Below are 16,680 nucleotides of genomic sequence, written 5' to 3'. Positions count from 1 at the left end.
CTTGGTGCGGGCCTCGCATCCTGCTGGCCGCGGCCCCAACAGCGACTCCCTGTTTCCGCCGCTGGCGGCGGTCGTCGCCGTTGCCCCCAAAGGGAGAGGCTTTGGCATATCGGAATATCTCTATACACCAAAAGCGCCCGGCGGGTATCCGCCGGGCGCTTTTGGCATTGACAGAACAATGACAGGAGAATAATTGGGAATTGGGAAATTGGAATAGGTCTTAGTTTATGCGACCTTTGCCGGGGCAAAGACCAGAGCCTTCTTGCGGCGGTTCTGCATTGCGCGCACCACACAGCTCAGGGTGAAGTTGATGATGAAGTAGATGACACAGGCCGTGCCGAACAGCACCATGACGTCGGAGACGTTCACCGTGCCGAGACCGTTGTAAGTACCGGCGGCGCTCAGCAGCTGGCGGATGCGGGCCATCAGCTCGATGGTGGCCACGTTTGCCAGATAGGAGGAGTCCTTGATGGTGGTGATGACCTGGCTGAGCAGGGTCGGCACGATGTTGCGGTAAGCCTGCGGCAGGACGATGTAGAGCAGCACCTCAGCGGTGTTGAAGCCCTGTGCATAGCCGGCCTCGAACTGGCCCTTGGACACGCCGTTCAGGCCGCCGCGGACGATCTCGGCGATGACAGAGGAGTTGAAGAGGATGAGGGCCAGAGCGGCCTTGAACAGAAGCTTCATCTCCACGCTGGTCAGGCCGAACATCTTGCGGGCGAAGAAGCCCGGACAGGGGCAGAACACCACACAGATAAAGATCCAGAGCAGGTAGGGCGTGTTGCGGAACAGCTCGATATAGGCGGTAGCGAACCAGCCGAGGATGCGGGTCGGACCCTTTTTGCAGTAGGTGCGGGCCAGCGCCAGCAGAGAGCCCACGATGAGGCCCATGATGACGCCCAGCACCGAGATGATGCAGGTGAAGGCCACGCCGCGCAGCAGGTAGAGCATGACGCCTTCTCTTGTCAGGATGGAAAGGCTTGCAGCAAGCGTCTTCATATCAGGCAGCCTCCTTCAGCTCTACTTTCTTGGCAGCGGTCTTGAGACCCGGGTTTACACGACCCTTGCGCTCCTTGAGGGAAGCCTCCCAGCGGGCTGCCAGCGTGGACAGCGGGAAGCAGACCACGAAGAAGATGAGGCCGCAGACGATATAAGCGGGGGCGTATGCGCCGCCGGTGGAAGCACCGGTGACGAAGCTGTAGGTCACGCTGATGAGGTCAGCGCCGCCCACGATGTAGAGGCAGGAGGTGTTCTTGAAGAGGTTGACCACCTGGTTGACCATCGGAGGGAGCATCACGGGGATGCTCTGGGGCAGGATGATGTAGCCCATCCGCTGCAGATAGTTGAAACCCTGCGCCTGTGCGGCCTCGAACTGGCCCTTCGGCACAGACTCGATGGCGGCGCGGACGACCTCGCCCATGTAAGCGCCGGTGTAAACGCCCAGTGCAATGATGCCGGTGCGGATGACGCCGAGGCTCACGCCTGCAAATGCCAGCGCATAATACAGGAAGCACAGCTGCAGCAGCAGCGGGGTGTTCTGGACGAACTCGACGTAAATGCGGGCGATGATGCGCAGCAGCTTACTGCCGCTGGTGGACATCAGGCCCAGCGCAGCGCCGATGATGAAGGCCAGCGCCAGTGCGCAGACGGCGGTCTGCAGCGTGTTGCCCAGACCCAGCAGAAAACTCTCACGATGCGTCCAGACGGTGGACCAGGACTCTAACGAAAACAAGCCAGACATGGCAAACTCCCCTTTCCCTACGCTCTCTTGGTTCTGAAAAGTCTGGGCTTAATCCAGACCGTTGTCTTTGATGAGCTGCTCGATGGTGCCATCTGCCAGCCAGCCCTTGACGAGGTCGTCGCACAGGGTGGAGAAGTCGCTGCCCTTCTTGGTGGCGACGCCATACTCCTGCGGGCTGAACTCAGCGTCAATGTAGCTGCGGCCCTCGGTCTTGTAGATGGCGAGGATGGACTTATCGACGCAGAAGCCCTGCACTTCGCCTGCGCTCAGTGCGGTGCTGATGGCGGGATAGTCGTCGTACTGACGGAAGGAGATGCCATCCTTCCAGGTGTCGGCATTGAAGGTGTCGGCGTCGAAGTTTGCGCCGTCCAGCACGCCCTCGTCGATCATGGCCTTGACCAGAGCACGAGCGGAGGTGGAGCCGGAGGAGACGCCCACGACCTTGTCCTTCAGGTCAGCCAGACCCTTGATGCCGGTGGAGTCCTCCACCAGAACGGAAACGTAGTCGGTATAGTAGGGGGTGGAGAAGTCCCAGGTCTTCTTGCGCTCTTCGGTGATGGTGAAGGTAGCCAGAACGGCGTCGATGTCGCCGGAGTCCAGCAGCTCGCCGCGGGTGGCGGCGGTAACTGTGGTGAACTCAACGTCCACGCCGAGGTGCTCTGCGATCATCTCTGCGAGGCTGTCCTCGAGGCCCTTGTACTCGCCGGTGAGGGTATCCTGAAAGCTGAAGCCCTTAACTGCGTTCTTGACGCCCACTTTCAGGACACCGCGGTCCACGATGGCCTGGGTGTCAGCGCCCAGCGCTGCAGTGGAAGCGGCTGCGCTGCCGGTGGCAGAAGATGCCGTGGAGGATGCCATAGAGGCTGCGGTGGAGCTTGCAGAGCCGCCGCAGGCGGTCAGGGCAGCAGCAGCGCCCACCAAACCAGTGACTTTCAGGAAATCACGACGCGAGATCTTTTTCATAATAAACCACTCCTCTTTGTTTTTTTTTCGGCCCGAGCGGCTTTCCCTGTCCGCTCCGAAAACGGCCTGTTATCAACAACGGCGTCTCACCACAACTTGTGAGTCCCTGCCGTGTCAACCTTTGTTGTTCGTCCTCTCAGCGGACGATCTTGCTCAGGAACTGCCGGACGCGCTCGTTCTTGGGGTTGGTGAAGAAGTGTTCCGGCGTGCCTTCCTCAATGATCTGGCCGTCCGCCATAAAGACGATACGGTCGGCCACGTTTCGTGCAAAGCCCATCTCGTGGGTGACGACCACCATCGTGATGTTCTTCTCGTGTGCCAGCTTTACCATGACATCCAGCACTTCCTGGATGGTCTCAGGGTCGAGGGCCGAAGTCGGCTCGTCGAACAGGATGATCTTGGTCTGTGCGCAGAGGGCGCGTGCAATGGCGATGCGCTGCTGCTGGCCGCCGGACAGCTGCGGAGGGTAGACATCCGCTTTGTCCCGGAGGCCGACGACCTCAAGATAATGATATGCCAGCTCTTCGGCCTCTGCCTTGGTCTTGTGATGGAGCTTCATGGGTGCCAGCGTCAGGTTTTTGAGCACCGTCATGTGGGGGTAGAGGTTGAACTGCTGGAAGACCATGCTCATGTTGTCGCGGACGATCCTGGTCTTGTTCTTGTTGGTCAGCTCCTGACCGTCGATGTAGACGTGGCCGCTGGTCGGCTCTTCCAGAAAGTTCATGCAGCGGACAGTGGTAGATTTGCCGCTGCCGGACGGTCCGATAATGACCAGCTTTTCGCCCTCGGCGACCTCGAGGTTCACGTCTTTGAGGACGTGCAGGTCTCCGAAGTACTTGTCAACGTGTTCGAGTTTGATCACTGTGATCCCCGCCTTTCCCTATCCTGTTCTGTCGTCCGTGCTCCAGCGCCGCGGACAGCGCATCTTGTGCGGCTTTCCCGAACCGCACACAAAAACGAAAAAACAAAAAAGGCGCAAAGTGAATACATCCACTTAAGCGCCTTTGCTTTCGTTGGTTAAAGTATAGTCTTTTTTTGCTTGACTTTCAATCCATAAAGTGCAACAAAAATCAGAGCGGGTCAATCTGCATTTTGGAAAGCTGCACAAACATCGTACTTAAAATCCGTAAATCAGCGGGTCATCAGCAGGAGCAGCGCCGATGCGACGGCCTGCAGGATGAGCCAGCGGGCCACCACCTGCTCGTCGCTCCAGCCCATGCGCTTGCGCACATGGTCGTGCAGCGGGGTGAGGGTGTTCTTGAGGATGCTGATGTGGAGGAAGCGCTTGAAGCTGATCTTCAGGATGCCGAGGCTGCCGTCCACGATGAACACCAGCGCCGCCAGCAGGAAGGCGAACGGGTGGCCGCTTTTGAGGGCCATGATGGCGAGGAAGAAGCCCATGGCGCGGCTGCCGGCGTCGCCCATCAGGAGGCTGGAGGGCTTTGCGTTGGACCACAGGTAGGCCAGCAGTGCGCCGATAAAGACGATGGCAGCGGTGGAGTAGTCTCCCAGCTCCTCGCCGTAAGCCAGCAGGAAGGTGCCGATGCTCACCACCGCGAGGCTGGCGGACAGGCCGTCCACGCCGTCGGTGCAGTTGACCACATTGATGCTGGCCCAGATGAGGATGACGATGAGCAGCAGGTAGAGCGGATAGGCAATGGTGAAAGTAGTGCTCAGGAAGTTGACGCTCGTGCCGTTGAAGTTCAGGTAGGTAACACCTGCCACCACGGCGATGACGAAGTCGATGAGTCCCTTCTTGTACTCGTTCCACGCCGTCTCGGAGGCGTCGTCAAAGTAGCCCGACAGCATGGAGGCGATGAGCAGGACGGTATAAATAAGGTACTCCACCTTAAAAGGCACCACCGCCAGCGTCACCAGCGCGATGCAGAGCACGAAGATGAGTCCGGAACCCCGGGCCTTGCCCTTGGAGAGCTCGCCGTTGACGGCGAAGGCACGGCCATGGTCGTGGGGGAGCTTGTCGTGAAAGACCGAGTCCATCAGGGCGGTCAGGGCAAACGCCAGCAGGAACGCCAGCGCGTCCACGGTCTGCTGGCCGGTAGCTGAAATAAGCTGCAGCATATTTTGAACCTCTTTCAATGATATTCTTCTTACTCCGAGAGTGTATCACGCCAGAGCCAAAAAATCAATCGCCCGGTTTGACAATTTTCCTCCCCGTGCCTATAATAGTAAGATAACTTATCAACACAGAAAACAGGAGACGACATGACACTTTCTTTGGAGCAGCTCTCGGCCCGGATGCGGCAGGGCGAGGACATCCCGCTGTCCGACACGGCCCGCATCGCGCTGGCGCTGAGCATCCCTTCCATTCTGGAGCAGCTGGTGGTCACGGCGATGGAGTACATCGACGCCGCCATGGTGGGCCACATCGGCGCAGAGGCCACCGCCGCCATCGGCATCGTCAGCTCGAGCACCTGGCTGCTCCACGGCATCCTTGTGGGACTGTACACCGCGTTTTCGATCCAAATCGCCCAGTACCTCGGGGCCGACCGCCGGCAGGACGCCCGGGGCGTGCTGCGGCAGTCCATGCTCTTCAACCTCATCCTGGGTCTGGGCGCTGCGGCTTTCGGCGTCGGCATCAGCCGCTTCCTGCCCGGGTGGCTGGGGGCGGACATCTCGCTTCAAGCCGATGCCAGCGCCTACTTCGCCATCTGGTCGGCGGCCCTCCCCTTCACGATGGCCATGGGAATGTACACAGCCATGCTCCGCGCCACCGGCGACGCCCTGACGCCCAGCCTGATCAGCGTGCTGGTCTGTTTGCTGGACGTGGTGTTCAACTTCTTCCTCATCAACCCCACCCGGCAGATCCTGCTCTTCGGCCAGAGCGTCACAGTCTGGGGTGCCGGCCTCGAAGTCCCGGGTGCGGCACTTGGCACAGCGTTTTCCACGACCATCGGCGGTCTGCTGGCGCTGGGCGTCCTGCTACTGCGGGACGGCCCGCTTTGCATCCGAAAGCCCGGCAGCTGGCGCATCACTTCCGCCTGCCTGCGCAATCTCTGGCGGGTGGGTACACCGCTGGCCGCTGAGCGTGCGGCCCTCTCGTCGGCGCAGGTGCTGCTCGTCCGTATCGTCTCGGGCCTCGGCACGGTGGCCATCGCGGCCAACAGCCTCGGCGTCAGCGCCGAGGGCCTCTGCTACATGGCAGGCTACGGCATTCAGGACGCCTCCATCGCCCTCATCGGGCAGGCCGTCGGCGCACACCGCCGGGACATGGCAAAGCGGTTCGCCTGGCTCTGCACCATGATGGGCATAGGCATCATGGCACTGTCCGGCGTGGGGCTCTGGCTCTTCGCCCCGGCCCTTATGGGCATCTTCACGGCAGATGCCGCCGTCATCGCGCTGGGTGCGCAGGTCCTCCGCATCGAGGCTTTTGCAGAACCGATGTTCGGAGCCAGCATCGTAGCAAGCGGCGCGATGCAGGGCGCAGGCGACAGCACAGGCTGCTTCCTGCTGAACCTGTTCAGCATGTGGGGCGTCCGGCTCACCCTCGCCTTCCTGCTGGCTCCCCGGCTGGGCCTCGTGGGCGTCTGGGCCGCCATGTGCATCGAGCTCTGCATCCGGGGCGCGCTGTTCCTCATTCGGCTTGCAAGGGGCAAGTGGCTCGATAAGGGAGCACTGCAATAAAAAAAATAAACCTCTCCGTCATCGCTTCGCGATGCCACCTCTCCTACCGAGGAGAGGCCTTGGCAAAACCGGGAACTTTCCCTTTTCGCCAGAGGCTCCCCTCGATAGGGGAGCTGGCAAAGCCAAAGGCTTTGACTGAGAGGTTTTTCTTTTAATTACTTCCGGCCATGCAGGATGGGAGACAGAGGCTTATAGATGACCATGCAGAGCACGGCGTCCAGCAGACCCTTGACCAGCGTGAAGGGCAGGTTGAAGATGACGAGGCACTTTATGAGGCTGTCGGCAGAGGGCAGGATGGCCTGATACATGCCGAGGATGGCTTCCAGCGGCATATGGTAGAACTCCACATAGGCCGGGTAGGTGATGAAGTAGTTGGAGGGCACACTGAAGACGGCCATTGCGGCGGCACCCGCTACCGCGCCGAGGATGGCGGTCTTGCGGCTCTTATGATGCTTGTAGATGAAGCCCGCCACAGCGGAGAAGACAGCGCCCAGCATAAAGTTGCACAGCTCGCCGACACAGGCAGTGCTGGTACCCTTGACGACGATGTGGAGCAGGTTCTTCATGAAGCTGATGGCCACGCCGTACACCGGGCCGAGGGCGAACGCGCCCAGCAGGGCGGGCAGGTCGGAGAAGTCCATCTTGACGAAGGACGGGATGAGCATCGGGACGGGGAACTCGATGAACATCAGGATGAACGCCACTGCGCTGAGCATGGCGGCAACGGTCAGGTTGTGGGTCGTATCTTTTCTCATAATTTTCCTCCCGGGGCGGCTGCCCCATTCAAATAAAGACTGGAAAGCCCTTTTCTCGCTCGCTGGAACCGGGAAGACAAATGAAAACGCGCCCTGCCATAGCTTACACTATAACAGGGCGCGCACAAACAAATCAAATTGCCTGCCGTTTCTTGCATCCGGACTATACCGTTGGCCCCGGAGTCTCACCAGGTCAGCACTCTTTGGGAGTGGTCGCGGGCTGTACCGCCAGTGGGGAATCGCACCCCGCCCTGAAACGAACTTTCTTCGCAGAGTATAACGCGGCAGGTTTGTCTTGTCAAGCCCTTTTATGCATTTTTTAACAAGCCTCTCCCGATTTGCACCGCTGGCTGTAATATGATATACTGATTTTATTATTCGTCAGGAAGGTATCTGTTTCTATGCTTTTCACCATCAACGATCTCGGCTTTTCCATCGCCGGACTGCTGCTGGAAGGCTGGCTGGCCTTTGCAGCCCGGTGCGTCTGTGCGCTGGCCCTGCTGTTCATCGGCTGGGTCGTCAGCCGCTGGCTGCAAAAAAATCTCTTCCCCCGCCTGCTGAAGCGCAGCTGGCACTTTGCCTTTACGCACCCCCTGCTGGAAAGCTTTGCCCGCCCGGCGGCCCGCATCGCGTGGTACACCGGCATGTATCTGGCCCTGCGCAGCCTGCCCTGGGCCATCCCCGGCCTTGCGGCCCTGCTGCTCAAAGTCTACCGGATGATGCTGGTCTTCCTCATCGGCACCGGCTTCTACCACGCTTCCGGCATCGCGGCTCTGCTGCTGGCCTCGTCCAGCGAAGAAGTCCGCACCAACCGCACCCTGCTCACCCTGCTGGATAAAGTCTACAAAGTAGCCGTCGTGGTGCTCTGCGGCGCGACCATCGCACAGGAGAGCGGCCTGCCCGTGGGCAGCGTCGTGGCCAGTGCCGGTCTTATCGGCCTTACGATCTCTCTGGCCGCACAGGATATGGCCAAGAATTTCTTCAGCGGCGTGGTCATCCTGCTGGACAAGCCCTTCTCCATCGGTGACTGGATCACCGTCGGCGACGTGGAGGGCGAAGTGGTGGACATCAACTTCCGCTCCACGAAAGTCCGGGCCGTGGATAACTCCATCTACATCCTCACCAACAGCACCGTCAGCAGTGCCACCATCAACAACGCTACTCTCCGCAACAAGCGGCTCTACCGCTTCACGCTGGGCGTTACCTACGACACCACCCGACCCCAGCTGGAAAAGCTGATGGCCGACCTCGACGCCATGCTCAAGGCCAGCCCCGACACCTACGAGGACACCGCCTTTGTCCGGATGACCGGCTTCGGCGACTCGAGCATCAACCTGATGGTCTCTGCCTATCTGCGCACTGCCGACCTCGGCGTGTTTTTGCGGATGCAGAACGATTTGAACCTCAACATCATGGACGTGATGAAGGCCGACGGCGTGGATTTCGCATTTCCCTCCACGACGGTCTACCTCGCAAAAGAGAACTGACAGCAAAAAAGCCGATGCAGCTGCATCGGCTTTTTTGCTACAGCGCAATATCCAGCGCCATCATGAGGGCGAAACCCAGCACCACGCTGATGACGCCCGCCGGTTCGTCCTGCTCCACGGCTTCCGGTATCATCTCCTGAGCCGTCACGCAGACCATGCACCCGGCGGCGGCGCTCATGAGCCACGGCAGAGCCGCGCTCACCCAGCCCGCGAGGGCCAGCGCCAGCAATGCCCCCAGCGGCTCCACGAGGCCCGACGCAGCACCGGCGCAGAAGGCTTTCCGTCTCCCCTGCCCGGCCTGCACCAGCGGCAGGCTCACCGCCGCGCCTTCCGGGATATTCTGCAAGCCGATGCCCAGTGCAAGGGCCAGCGCCCCGCTGACGGCCTCCGGCTCACCCTGCAGGGCCAGCGCCGCCGCAAGTCCCACCACCATGCCCTCGGGCAGATTGTGGAGAGTCACGGCCAGCACCACCCGGCCCATCCGGCCATGCTCTTTTGACCCGGTGTGCATCAGCCGTCCGGCAGCCTCTTCCAGCCGCAGCAGGCCCACAGCACCCAGCACCAACCCCGCCGCCGGGGCCAGCCAGACCGGCAGTATCCCGGCCTCCGCCCTCTCGATGGCAGGCAGCAGCAGGCTCCACACGCTGGCGGCCAGCATGATGCCCGCCGCCATGCCGCAGAGCATCCGCCGGGTGCGGGGCTCGTCGGCCCGACGCACCAGAAAGACCCCCGCCGCTCCCAGCGCCGTACAGAGCGCCGGCAGCAGCAGGATGACCGCTGCAAACAGATAGATGTTCACATTGCATTCCCCCTTCCCACCGATGTATGCGGCGGAAAGGGGGAATGTGAAGAGAAAAAGCTCTCCTCATTCCGGCAGCTCATGCAGGGTAAATTCGTTTTTTGTTGTTTCCAGTATTCCCTCATCCCGCATTTTGCCCAGCTCTTTCGAGAGGGCGCTGCGGTCGAGGTTGAGGTGATCGGCCAGGCCCTGACGGTCGAAGGGGATGCGGAAACTTTTGCTGCCCGCCTTCGCGGCCTGATTGGAGAGATACAGCAGCAGCCGTCCCCGGACGGTCTTCGGGGCCGTGCAGAAGATGCGCTCCGAGAGGGCCAGGTTCTTGTGCAGCGAGATGTTGAGCAGGTTCTGCACGAGGACCGGCTGCCACTCGCTGTCCGGGTGAGGTGTGTGGATGAGGACATCCATGTTCAAAAAGAGCACTTCCGTCTCTTCCGCCGCCACCACGTCCACCATCATCGGCTCGCCGCAGAAGGCATAGGTCTCCGCGAACACCTGCCCCGCCGGGACATAGCTCAGGATGCTTCTGTTGCCCCAGAGGTCGATATTCTCGATGTTGACGCCGCCCGCCTGCACGATGCCCACCTCACGGGTGATGCAGCCCGCCCGCAGAAGGACTTCGCCCTTCGCGTAGGTCTTGCAGCGCGCACCGCCGCAGGTAAACATCTCAGCCAGCGCCGTCTCGCCAATGCCCTGAAAAAGGGGCGTTTTCTGTGTTTTCACCCTCAGCGCCCCCTTTTACCGCTTGACGTGGTAGACCTCGAGATAGACGCTCTTGCGCGTCTCATCCAGCGTTTCCTTCAAATCGCGGGAGAACTCCTCATCGTCCAACAGCGCCACCACCTCGGGCGCATAGCGGGTGCCTCTCTGGGCGCGGAATTCGCCCAGCAGCGTATCCACCGGCTTTGCCATCGTGTAGCAGCGGCCGATATTATCGGTGGCCGCGTCCAGTGAGTCGGCCACGGTCAGAGCGTCCACGATGGGCTTGATGTCCGCCGGGCAGGGCGGATAATTTTTCGGGTAGCCGCCGTGTCCGTCGTAGAAGGTATGGTGGTAGAGCGCCGCCGGGGCCAGGTCGTCCTTTCCGCCCACATTGCACAGCAGCTCGTAGCCGAACACCGTGTGCCACTGGATGCAGGTAAATTCCTCGTCCAGCAGGCGGCGGTAGTTGTTGCCGATGTACATGAACACATAGCTCTTGCCTACATCGTGGTAAAGGCCGCACTCATAGGCCAGCTCACATATTTCAATGCGATTGCGGCGGACTTCCTCCACCGTCTTGCAGCCCATGACGCCCACGAACAGCTCGGGCGACTTTTTGAGCATCTGCTTGACGAACATGCGGGTCAGTCCGGCCACCATCATGGAGTGGACATAGGTCGGCTTGTGAGCCACGAGGATATAATTCAGCAGACTGCGGCGGGCTGTTCCGGCCTCGGCCTGCATCTCCACCAGCTCGCGCACGGCACGGCTGACCACACGGGAGTACTGATTCTGGGGTACATTGTTCAGATACCGCAAGCTGCGGTCCATCACTTCTTCGGTGCGGCATGCCATCTCCCTACGGTCGGCAGGCGGCATCTTGACCTCGTAGGCCATCAGATAAGACACCGCCGTGAGGTTCTTGTTGATGCCAGTATCGCTGTAGTCCTGGATGTCGGTGTGGTGGATGATGTCCAACAGCTCTTCCACCACCTCGCGGGCCGTACACCGTCCGGCATGGAAGCAGGCCGCCTTATAAAGATAGCTGACACGCCAGTTCTGCAGCCGTGCCTCCTCGCCCTTATAGAGCACCCGGTCGCGGTAGATGGCTTCCGCCGACTCCATCACCTTGGCGGCGACCACTGGGTCGTTGTAGCGGCGCAGATAGCTCAGCAGCGTCTCCCGGTCCATATGCATCGCATACTCGAATTTGCCCCACGGAAGATCCGGGTCGAGCCGGTGGTAGTAAGGGTCGGTGATGATCCCCATCGCCTTGTCGAATACCTTCATGTATTCGGCGCATTCTTCCGGCGTACTGCGCGGCATGGACATCCGGCTGTTGCCCAGACAGCGCATGATGTAGCCTTTTGTCGTCTTATCAAAGGACTCATACTCCGCAATATAGCCTGCACCCTCCCGAAAAAGGCCGCGCACCTGCGTCCCGTAAGGGTTGATGGCATAGTCGCTGCCCTTGACATTGAGATAGTGGAGTGAAACCGCTTTTTCATACAGATAGCGGACGATGGCAGGCTTGTCGCCCCGGATGCGGGCGTTTTCCAGCAGGAGGCTGTAGACCTTGTAGGCGATACCGCAGTCCTCGCTGCTGGCGTAGTTGAACATCTTGTCAGCAAACTCCTGCAGGCTGGCAATTTCGGCACTCGTCAGCTCCGCAGGCGCACGCTGGAATACCAGCTCATTGAGGATAGCGTTGTTCTCCTTCATGTAGTCGAAGCACTTGATGGCGTTGGACTGGATGGTTTCCAGCAGCTCCTTCGCTTTCATATCCGGGGAGAATTTAGGCTGGGAGAGGGTGCGGACTGTCCTGAGATTTTCAATATAGCGCTCGAATCGTGCGTCCATCCGCTCTCCCCCTTTTCCGTTTTTTCACGCTCTGCTGTTGGCAGAGTCTTGTTTCCCATAATAGTTTATTATACCGTCTTTTCAAGTTAGAATCAACTGATTTTTCCAACCGGTCCGTTTCTGACGCACAAAAAGACTGCCGTGCATCGTCTTTCTGCACGGCAGTCTTGTCAAATCGGATCTTCAGTTACGGTAGCAGCGATCCTGGCCTACCAGCCAGTCCTCGCACAGGCGTTCGGCCTCTTCCCGGCTGCAGCTCACACAGCGGAACAGCCGCCCTTTCAGCGAGCAGTAAGAATAGCGAACTTTCGGCACCCCATTTGCATCCCGGAATGATTCCCATCGTTCCTGTCCCGGCATCAAATAGCTTTGTTCCATAGCTTTCGCGCTTCCTTTCCGGCTGCTCTGGCAGCACAACGTGTTCATTTTATCACGTTTTGGCCGGAAGGGCTATTCGCTCTTTCCACAAAAAGCGCTCTGCATTTTATGGGAGAATGTGCATTGACAAACCGCGATTCAACAGCGTTTCTTTTTCTTCCAGACAAAATACCCGGCGTATAGGACGAATACCGCCAGCGCTGCCAGCGAGACTTTACTGGCCAGGGAATAACCGTCGGCCTGATAGACGAAGTCGATGGTGTTCTCCCCCGCCGGAGCCAGAACGGCCATCAGCCCCTCGTCCACCCAGACAATGTCTGCCTCTTTGCCGTTGACGTAGGCCGTGAATCCATCGTCGTACGGTACGGAGAAGAAGACAAGGTTATCCTTCTTCAGCGTGATCTCCGCATGGAAGCCGGAGTTGGTCATCTGGAAGGTGCTGCAGGCCGAGGCGCGGCGGTCGGCGCAGTCAGAGACGTAGGTGTCGTACCACAGGTCGTCCAGCTTTGCGTCAGGCAGCTTCTTGAGGTACTTGCCGTAGGTTTTGGCGTCCTCTTCGCTGAGCACCAGCGCCCGCATCAGGAGGTTCGCGCGGGTATTTTTAACGGTCGTCTCGTAGGACTCCTCCGTAATATAGTAGTCGTAGGTAAAGCCCATGGGAACGTAGTTCTCGTTCTCGTAGAGCATGAAGCCGTCTTTGGTGTCGTAATAGCTCCATCCGTCGTCCGCAGCGGCGAGGAAATCTTCCTGCTTTTCGGGCGTGGTGATGAGGTATTTCACGCTCAGCAGCCCCCGCAGGGCGTAGTTGGAGATGTCCGGCTCACTGCGGACATCCCGCTTGACGCCCAGTGCCGGGTAGAAGCTGAGGATGCTGGGCGCAGCCGTGCTGCCGAAATATTGCAGGCTGCTCTTGTCGAGCCAGAGGCCGAGGTTGTCGTGGGTCTTGTAGGTATCCACGCGCCAGTCGCCCTCGGGCAGGTCATCCTTGAGCTTGATGGCAGAGGTGTACTGCTCCACAAGGTCGCTGTCGGTGTGCCACTGGCCGAACTTGCCGATGCCGATGTGTACCATGCTGAACACGCAGGCAAAGGCCAGCACCACTGCCGTCATCCGACGTGCAAAGGCCCTGCTCCCCCGCCAGCGGCGGCAGAGCAGGTGGTACAGGATAAGACCGCCGATGCCGAAGCTCAGGACGGCGACATACTGGCCGGGATTCTGCAGCACACCCAGCGACCATTCTTTGGTATCACTGTCCTGCACCGGCACCAGGGCAAACGCCAGCGTCGCGAGCATCAGCCAGCCGATGCCCCGGACCGGGGCGTCCAGCTCGTCGGCAGAGATGTCGGGGCTTTCCAGCGCACTGGCCGTCATGGCGCAGAGGATGAGCACCGGCATGTAGTACCACCGGGCGTAGTAGCTGGAATTGAGGGCGTAGAAGGCGCTGTTGAGCACCGGCACCAGCGCAAAGATGGCGCAGGTGGCGACGATTCGCTTTTTGCTGTCGCCCTTCCGCGCCCGCCAGTAGGCCATCGCGCCGGCCAGACTGCACAGGGGCAGATAGGCCGACATACTCGTCCACTTGATGATGCCCTCCGACCAGATGGAGGTGATGTAGGGCGAATCGGGCGGTAAGATCCAGCTCAGCAGGATGGCCAGATACTGCTGCACCTTCGAGTAGGTCAGAAAGCCCCAGCCCGACGACAGGTCGATGGTGCGGGGGTTCTGCAAAATGCTGAGTACCGCCGGCCAAAGCAGGACGAAGCCCAGAGCCGCGCCCAGCAGGCTCTCAAACGCCAGCCGGACGAAGAGTCGGACATTCATCGGGAAATCTTTCGTCGTCAGCTTGCAGATGAAGTAGATGACGAGGAAGAGGACCTGTCCGATGAAGAAGAAGTAGTTGTTAAGCAGGTTGACCCCCACCCAGAACGCGAAGAGGCCGTAGTGCTCTTCCTGCTCGTAGAGCGTTTCGTCCAGCGCCCAGAGCATCCACGGGAAGAGGGCCACCACGTCGATAAAGTGGTTGAAGAAGACATTGTAGATGCTGAAACCCGAGAAGGCATACAGGCAGGCGCCCAGCACCGCGTGATCGGAGCGGCGGACATAGCGGCAGAGGTAGCGGTAAGCGCCGCCGCCCGCCACAGCAAATTTCAGCACCAGCAGCGGCACCATGAGGTAGGGCAGCCAGTTCTGGGGGAAGATGAGGGACAGCCAGAAGAACGGCGAACCATACAGGTAGAACGAGTAGGCGTTCATCGCGCCGCTGCCCAGGTCGGTGGCCCAGGAGAAGGTGCTGCGGGCCGCGTCGGCCATGCCGTCCGGGTAGCCTGCCCCCTTGATGAAGCCGTTCATATAGCGGTAGAAGCTGATCTGCTGGCTGTTGAAATCGCCCGCGTAGTGGAAAAATCCACCGTCGATGATATAGAACGGCAGGAAGAATATCGCCGCCGTGAGCGCACAGAGCAGCATGGTGCGGAGCATCTGGTCCCGCCGCCCCGGCATATTGAGCAGCCGGGCATTTCCGGTCTGATTTTTTGAATCGTCCATTGTCTATCCTCTTTCCCCGCCCGGAGGGGCGGCACAGGCCCATCGCCCGCATCGTTCTCGCGTTCCAGTATAGCACGCGGCTGTGTGGAAAAAAAGAATTTTTGTGTTTTGCTTGACATTCGCCCGCCGGGCGGGTATAACCCTCTCAAAGACACTTCAAGGAGGCTGACATGAAGCTATACCCGTTCAGCGCCCTTCTGGCGCGGATGAAGTACATCACCCGGTGGAGTCTGATGCACTCCACCCGCCCGGAATCCCTCAGTGAGCACACCTGCGACACTGCCCTGCTGGCCCATACCCTCTGCCTCATCGCGCGGCGGTACACCGGCACGCCCTGCCGCCCCAAGACGGTGGCGGTGGCGGCGCTCTATCACGATGCACCCGAGATCATCACCGGCGATATGCCCACGCCGGTCAAGTACAGCAGCCCCGGCCTGCGGGACGCCTATAAGGCGCTGGAGGCCGAGAGTGTGGATTCCATGACCCGTCTGCTGCCGCCGGAGCTGGCCGAGGAGGTCAGCCCCTTCATCACCGGCAGCCTGCTGACCGCCGAGGAAAAGCGGCTCCTGAAAGCTGCTGACCGGCTCTCGGCCCTCATCAAGTGCATGGAGGAGCAGCGCAGCGGCAACCACGAATTTGACGCCGCGCTTCGTCAGCAGCGGGAGGCACTGGAAGGGATGCACTGCCCCGAGGCCGACTGGTTCATGGCGCACTGCCTCCCCTGCTTCACCCAGAACCTCGACGAGCTGACCCGCAGCGAATGATCACGGGAAGGGGACTTCCCGCACGTCGTCCGGGTCCAGCCCGGCCTTGCGCTGCTCTTCGAACACCGCCGCAATAAGCTCGTCCAGGTCTTCCAGGCGGGACAGGGTGCAGCAGTAGCGGCGGAGGGCGGCAGCGCCCTTGAGGCCCTTCATATAGTGCATGGTCTGGGCGCGGGCCTGAGGCATGGCGGTGTATTCGCCCTTCTGCTCCACCATCTCTTCCACCTGACGGCGGAGGGCGTTCATCCGGGCCTGCAGGTTCGGCTCCTTGGGAGCGGGCAGGCCCTCGATGGCGGCGTTCACCCGCTCGAAGAGCCACGGGTCGCCCAGCGCGGCACGGGCGATCATGACGCCGTCGCAGCCGGTATGCTGCATCATCTCCACGGCATCTTCTGCCGTGTGGATGTCGCCGTTGCCCAGCACAGGCACCTTCACCGCCGCCTTGACCTTGGCGATGATGTCCGGGTCGATGCCCGGGGTGTACATCTGCTCCCGGGTGCGGGCGTGGACGGCGATGAGTTCAGCCCCCGCCTGCTCGCAGGCTTTGGCGCACTCCACCGCCGTGATGTGGTCGGCGTCCCAGCCTTTCCGCATCTTGACCGTCACCGGGCGGGTGGTGTGGGCCTTGACCTGCTCGACGATGCGGCCGCAGAGGTCGGGATCCAGCATCAGCTTGCTGCCTGCACCGCCCGAGACGATTTTCGGGGCCGGGCAGCCCATGTTGATGTCCAGAAAGTCGAACTCGTATTCTTCAATGGCCGCTGCAGCCTCGCCCATGATCTGGGGTATCTCGCCGAAGATCTGCACGCCGTAGGGTGCGCCGTTGGGTTCGGCTTTGAGCAGGCTGACCGTTTTGTGGTCGTGGTAGACCAGCGCCCGGCTGGACACCATCTCGCTGACCGTAAATCCTGCGCCGTGCTGGGCCATCAGCCGACGACAGGGCGCGTCCGTAAAGCCCGCCATCGGGCCAAAAACTGCCCGGTGGGGCAGGGTGATATTTCCGATTTTCAGAGAATCCATCTTATCCCTCGTTTTGCTTGACAATGGC

General features: G+C 60.4%; 16 protein-coding genes and 1 riboswitch. Of the genes, 4 read left to right on the top strand and 12 right to left on the bottom strand.

Going from position 1 to position 16,680, the window contains the following annotated elements; genetic code table 11:
• The coding region (locus tag AAAU26_RS14100; RefSeq protein WP_227619256.1) for a hypothetical protein at positions 1-193 on the top strand (193 nt) is incomplete at its 5' end.
• Positions 194-225: 32 nt separating this feature from the next.
• Here AAAU26_RS14100 and AAAU26_RS14095 read toward each other — a convergent pair.
• The 5 genes from AAAU26_RS14095 to AAAU26_RS14075 all read right to left on the bottom strand — a co-directional run bounded on the left by AAAU26_RS14095 (position 226) and on the right by AAAU26_RS14075 (position 4,783).
• A complete protein-coding gene (locus AAAU26_RS14095) occupies positions 226-999 on the bottom strand; it encodes an amino acid ABC transporter permease (protein WP_227619255.1) in 774 nt (257 codons plus the stop codon).
• 1 nt (position 1,000) lies between these two features.
• A complete protein-coding gene (locus AAAU26_RS14090) occupies positions 1,001-1,741 on the bottom strand; it encodes an amino acid ABC transporter permease (RefSeq protein WP_158388212.1) in 741 nt (246 codons plus the stop codon).
• A 48-nt stretch (positions 1,742-1,789) separates the two neighbouring features.
• On the bottom strand, positions 1,790-2,704 hold the full coding sequence (locus AAAU26_RS14085; RefSeq protein ID WP_227619254.1) for a transporter substrate-binding domain-containing protein: 915 nt from the start codon (positions 2,702-2,704) through the stop codon (positions 1,790-1,792).
• A 136-nt stretch (positions 2,705-2,840) separates the two neighbouring features.
• The gene (locus tag AAAU26_RS14080) at positions 2,841-3,566 is read right to left on the bottom strand and encodes an amino acid ABC transporter ATP-binding protein (protein ID WP_158388220.1); all 726 of its coding nucleotides are present in this window, start codon (positions 3,564-3,566) and stop codon (positions 2,841-2,843) included.
• 269 nt (positions 3,567-3,835) lie between these two features.
• Positions 3,836-4,783, bottom strand: coding sequence for an MraY family glycosyltransferase (locus tag AAAU26_RS14075; RefSeq protein WP_227619253.1), 948 nt, complete (start codon positions 4,781-4,783; stop codon positions 3,836-3,838).
• A 144-nt stretch (positions 4,784-4,927) separates the two neighbouring features.
• Between AAAU26_RS14075 and AAAU26_RS14070 the strand changes: the two genes are divergently transcribed.
• The gene (locus tag AAAU26_RS14070) at positions 4,928-6,346 is read left to right on the top strand and encodes an MATE family efflux transporter (RefSeq protein WP_217211242.1); all 1,419 of its coding nucleotides are present in this window, start codon (positions 4,928-4,930) and stop codon (positions 6,344-6,346) included.
• 155 nt (positions 6,347-6,501) lie between these two features.
• Here the strand turns inward: AAAU26_RS14070 and AAAU26_RS14065 are convergent, their stop codons facing one another.
• Entirely contained in the window at positions 6,502-7,101 is a 600-nt protein-coding gene (locus tag AAAU26_RS14065) for an ECF transporter S component (RefSeq protein WP_158400013.1), read from the bottom strand.
• Positions 7,102-7,243: 142 nt separating this feature from the next.
• A riboswitch (FMN riboswitch) is annotated at positions 7,244-7,364 on the bottom strand.
• A 138-nt stretch (positions 7,365-7,502) separates the two neighbouring features.
• On the opposite strand from AAAU26_RS14065, the gene AAAU26_RS14060 reads away from it, so the two are divergent.
• Positions 7,503-8,588, top strand: a complete 1,086-nt coding sequence (locus AAAU26_RS14060; RefSeq protein WP_227619252.1) for a mechanosensitive ion channel family protein — start codon at positions 7,503-7,505, stop codon at positions 8,586-8,588.
• 37 nt (positions 8,589-8,625) lie between these two features.
• Here the strand turns inward: AAAU26_RS14060 and AAAU26_RS14055 are convergent, their stop codons facing one another.
• The 5 genes from AAAU26_RS14055 to AAAU26_RS14035 form a co-directional block, all read right to left on the bottom strand.
• A complete protein-coding gene (locus tag AAAU26_RS14055) occupies positions 8,626-9,261 on the bottom strand; it encodes a ZIP family metal transporter (RefSeq protein ID WP_227619257.1) in 636 nt (211 codons plus the stop codon).
• A 192-nt stretch (positions 9,262-9,453) separates the two neighbouring features.
• Entirely contained in the window at positions 9,454-10,107 is a 654-nt protein-coding gene (locus AAAU26_RS14050; protein WP_227619251.1) for a Crp/Fnr family transcriptional regulator, read from the bottom strand.
• 15 nt (positions 10,108-10,122) lie between these two features.
• Positions 10,123-11,946, bottom strand: a complete 1,824-nt coding sequence (locus tag AAAU26_RS14045; RefSeq protein ID WP_227619250.1) for an HD-GYP domain-containing protein — start codon at positions 11,944-11,946, stop codon at positions 10,123-10,125.
• A gap of 183 nt (positions 11,947-12,129) precedes the next feature.
• Complete coding sequence (locus tag AAAU26_RS14040; RefSeq protein ID WP_158388227.1) at positions 12,130-12,324, bottom strand: DUF3873 family protein; 195 nt, start codon at positions 12,322-12,324, stop codon at positions 12,130-12,132.
• Between the two features lie 138 nt (positions 12,325-12,462).
• Positions 12,463-14,868: a YfhO family protein gene (locus AAAU26_RS14035; RefSeq protein ID WP_227619249.1), complete on the bottom strand. Its 2,406-nt coding sequence runs from the start codon at positions 14,866-14,868 to the stop codon at positions 12,463-12,465.
• Positions 14,869-15,038: 170 nt separating this feature from the next.
• Here AAAU26_RS14035 and yfbR point away from each other — a divergent pair, with 170 nt between their 5' ends.
• A complete protein-coding gene (gene yfbR, locus AAAU26_RS14030; RefSeq protein WP_217211248.1) occupies positions 15,039-15,632 on the top strand; it encodes a 5'-deoxynucleotidase in 594 nt (197 codons plus the stop codon).
• On the opposite strand, the gene dusB is transcribed toward yfbR, so the two are convergent.
• Positions 15,633-16,652 (bottom strand): tRNA dihydrouridine synthase DusB, encoded by a 1,020-nt coding sequence (dusB, locus tag AAAU26_RS14025; RefSeq protein WP_227619248.1) that lies wholly within the window; start codon positions 16,650-16,652, stop codon positions 15,633-15,635.
• Positions 16,653-16,680: the final 28 nt, after the last annotated feature.

The organism is Faecalibacterium longum, from assembly GCF_040094125.1.
Taxonomy (GTDB): domain Bacteria; phylum Bacillota; class Clostridia; order Oscillospirales; family Ruminococcaceae; genus Faecalibacterium; species Faecalibacterium longum.
This window is presented reverse-complemented; position numbering and strand designations above follow the sequence as displayed.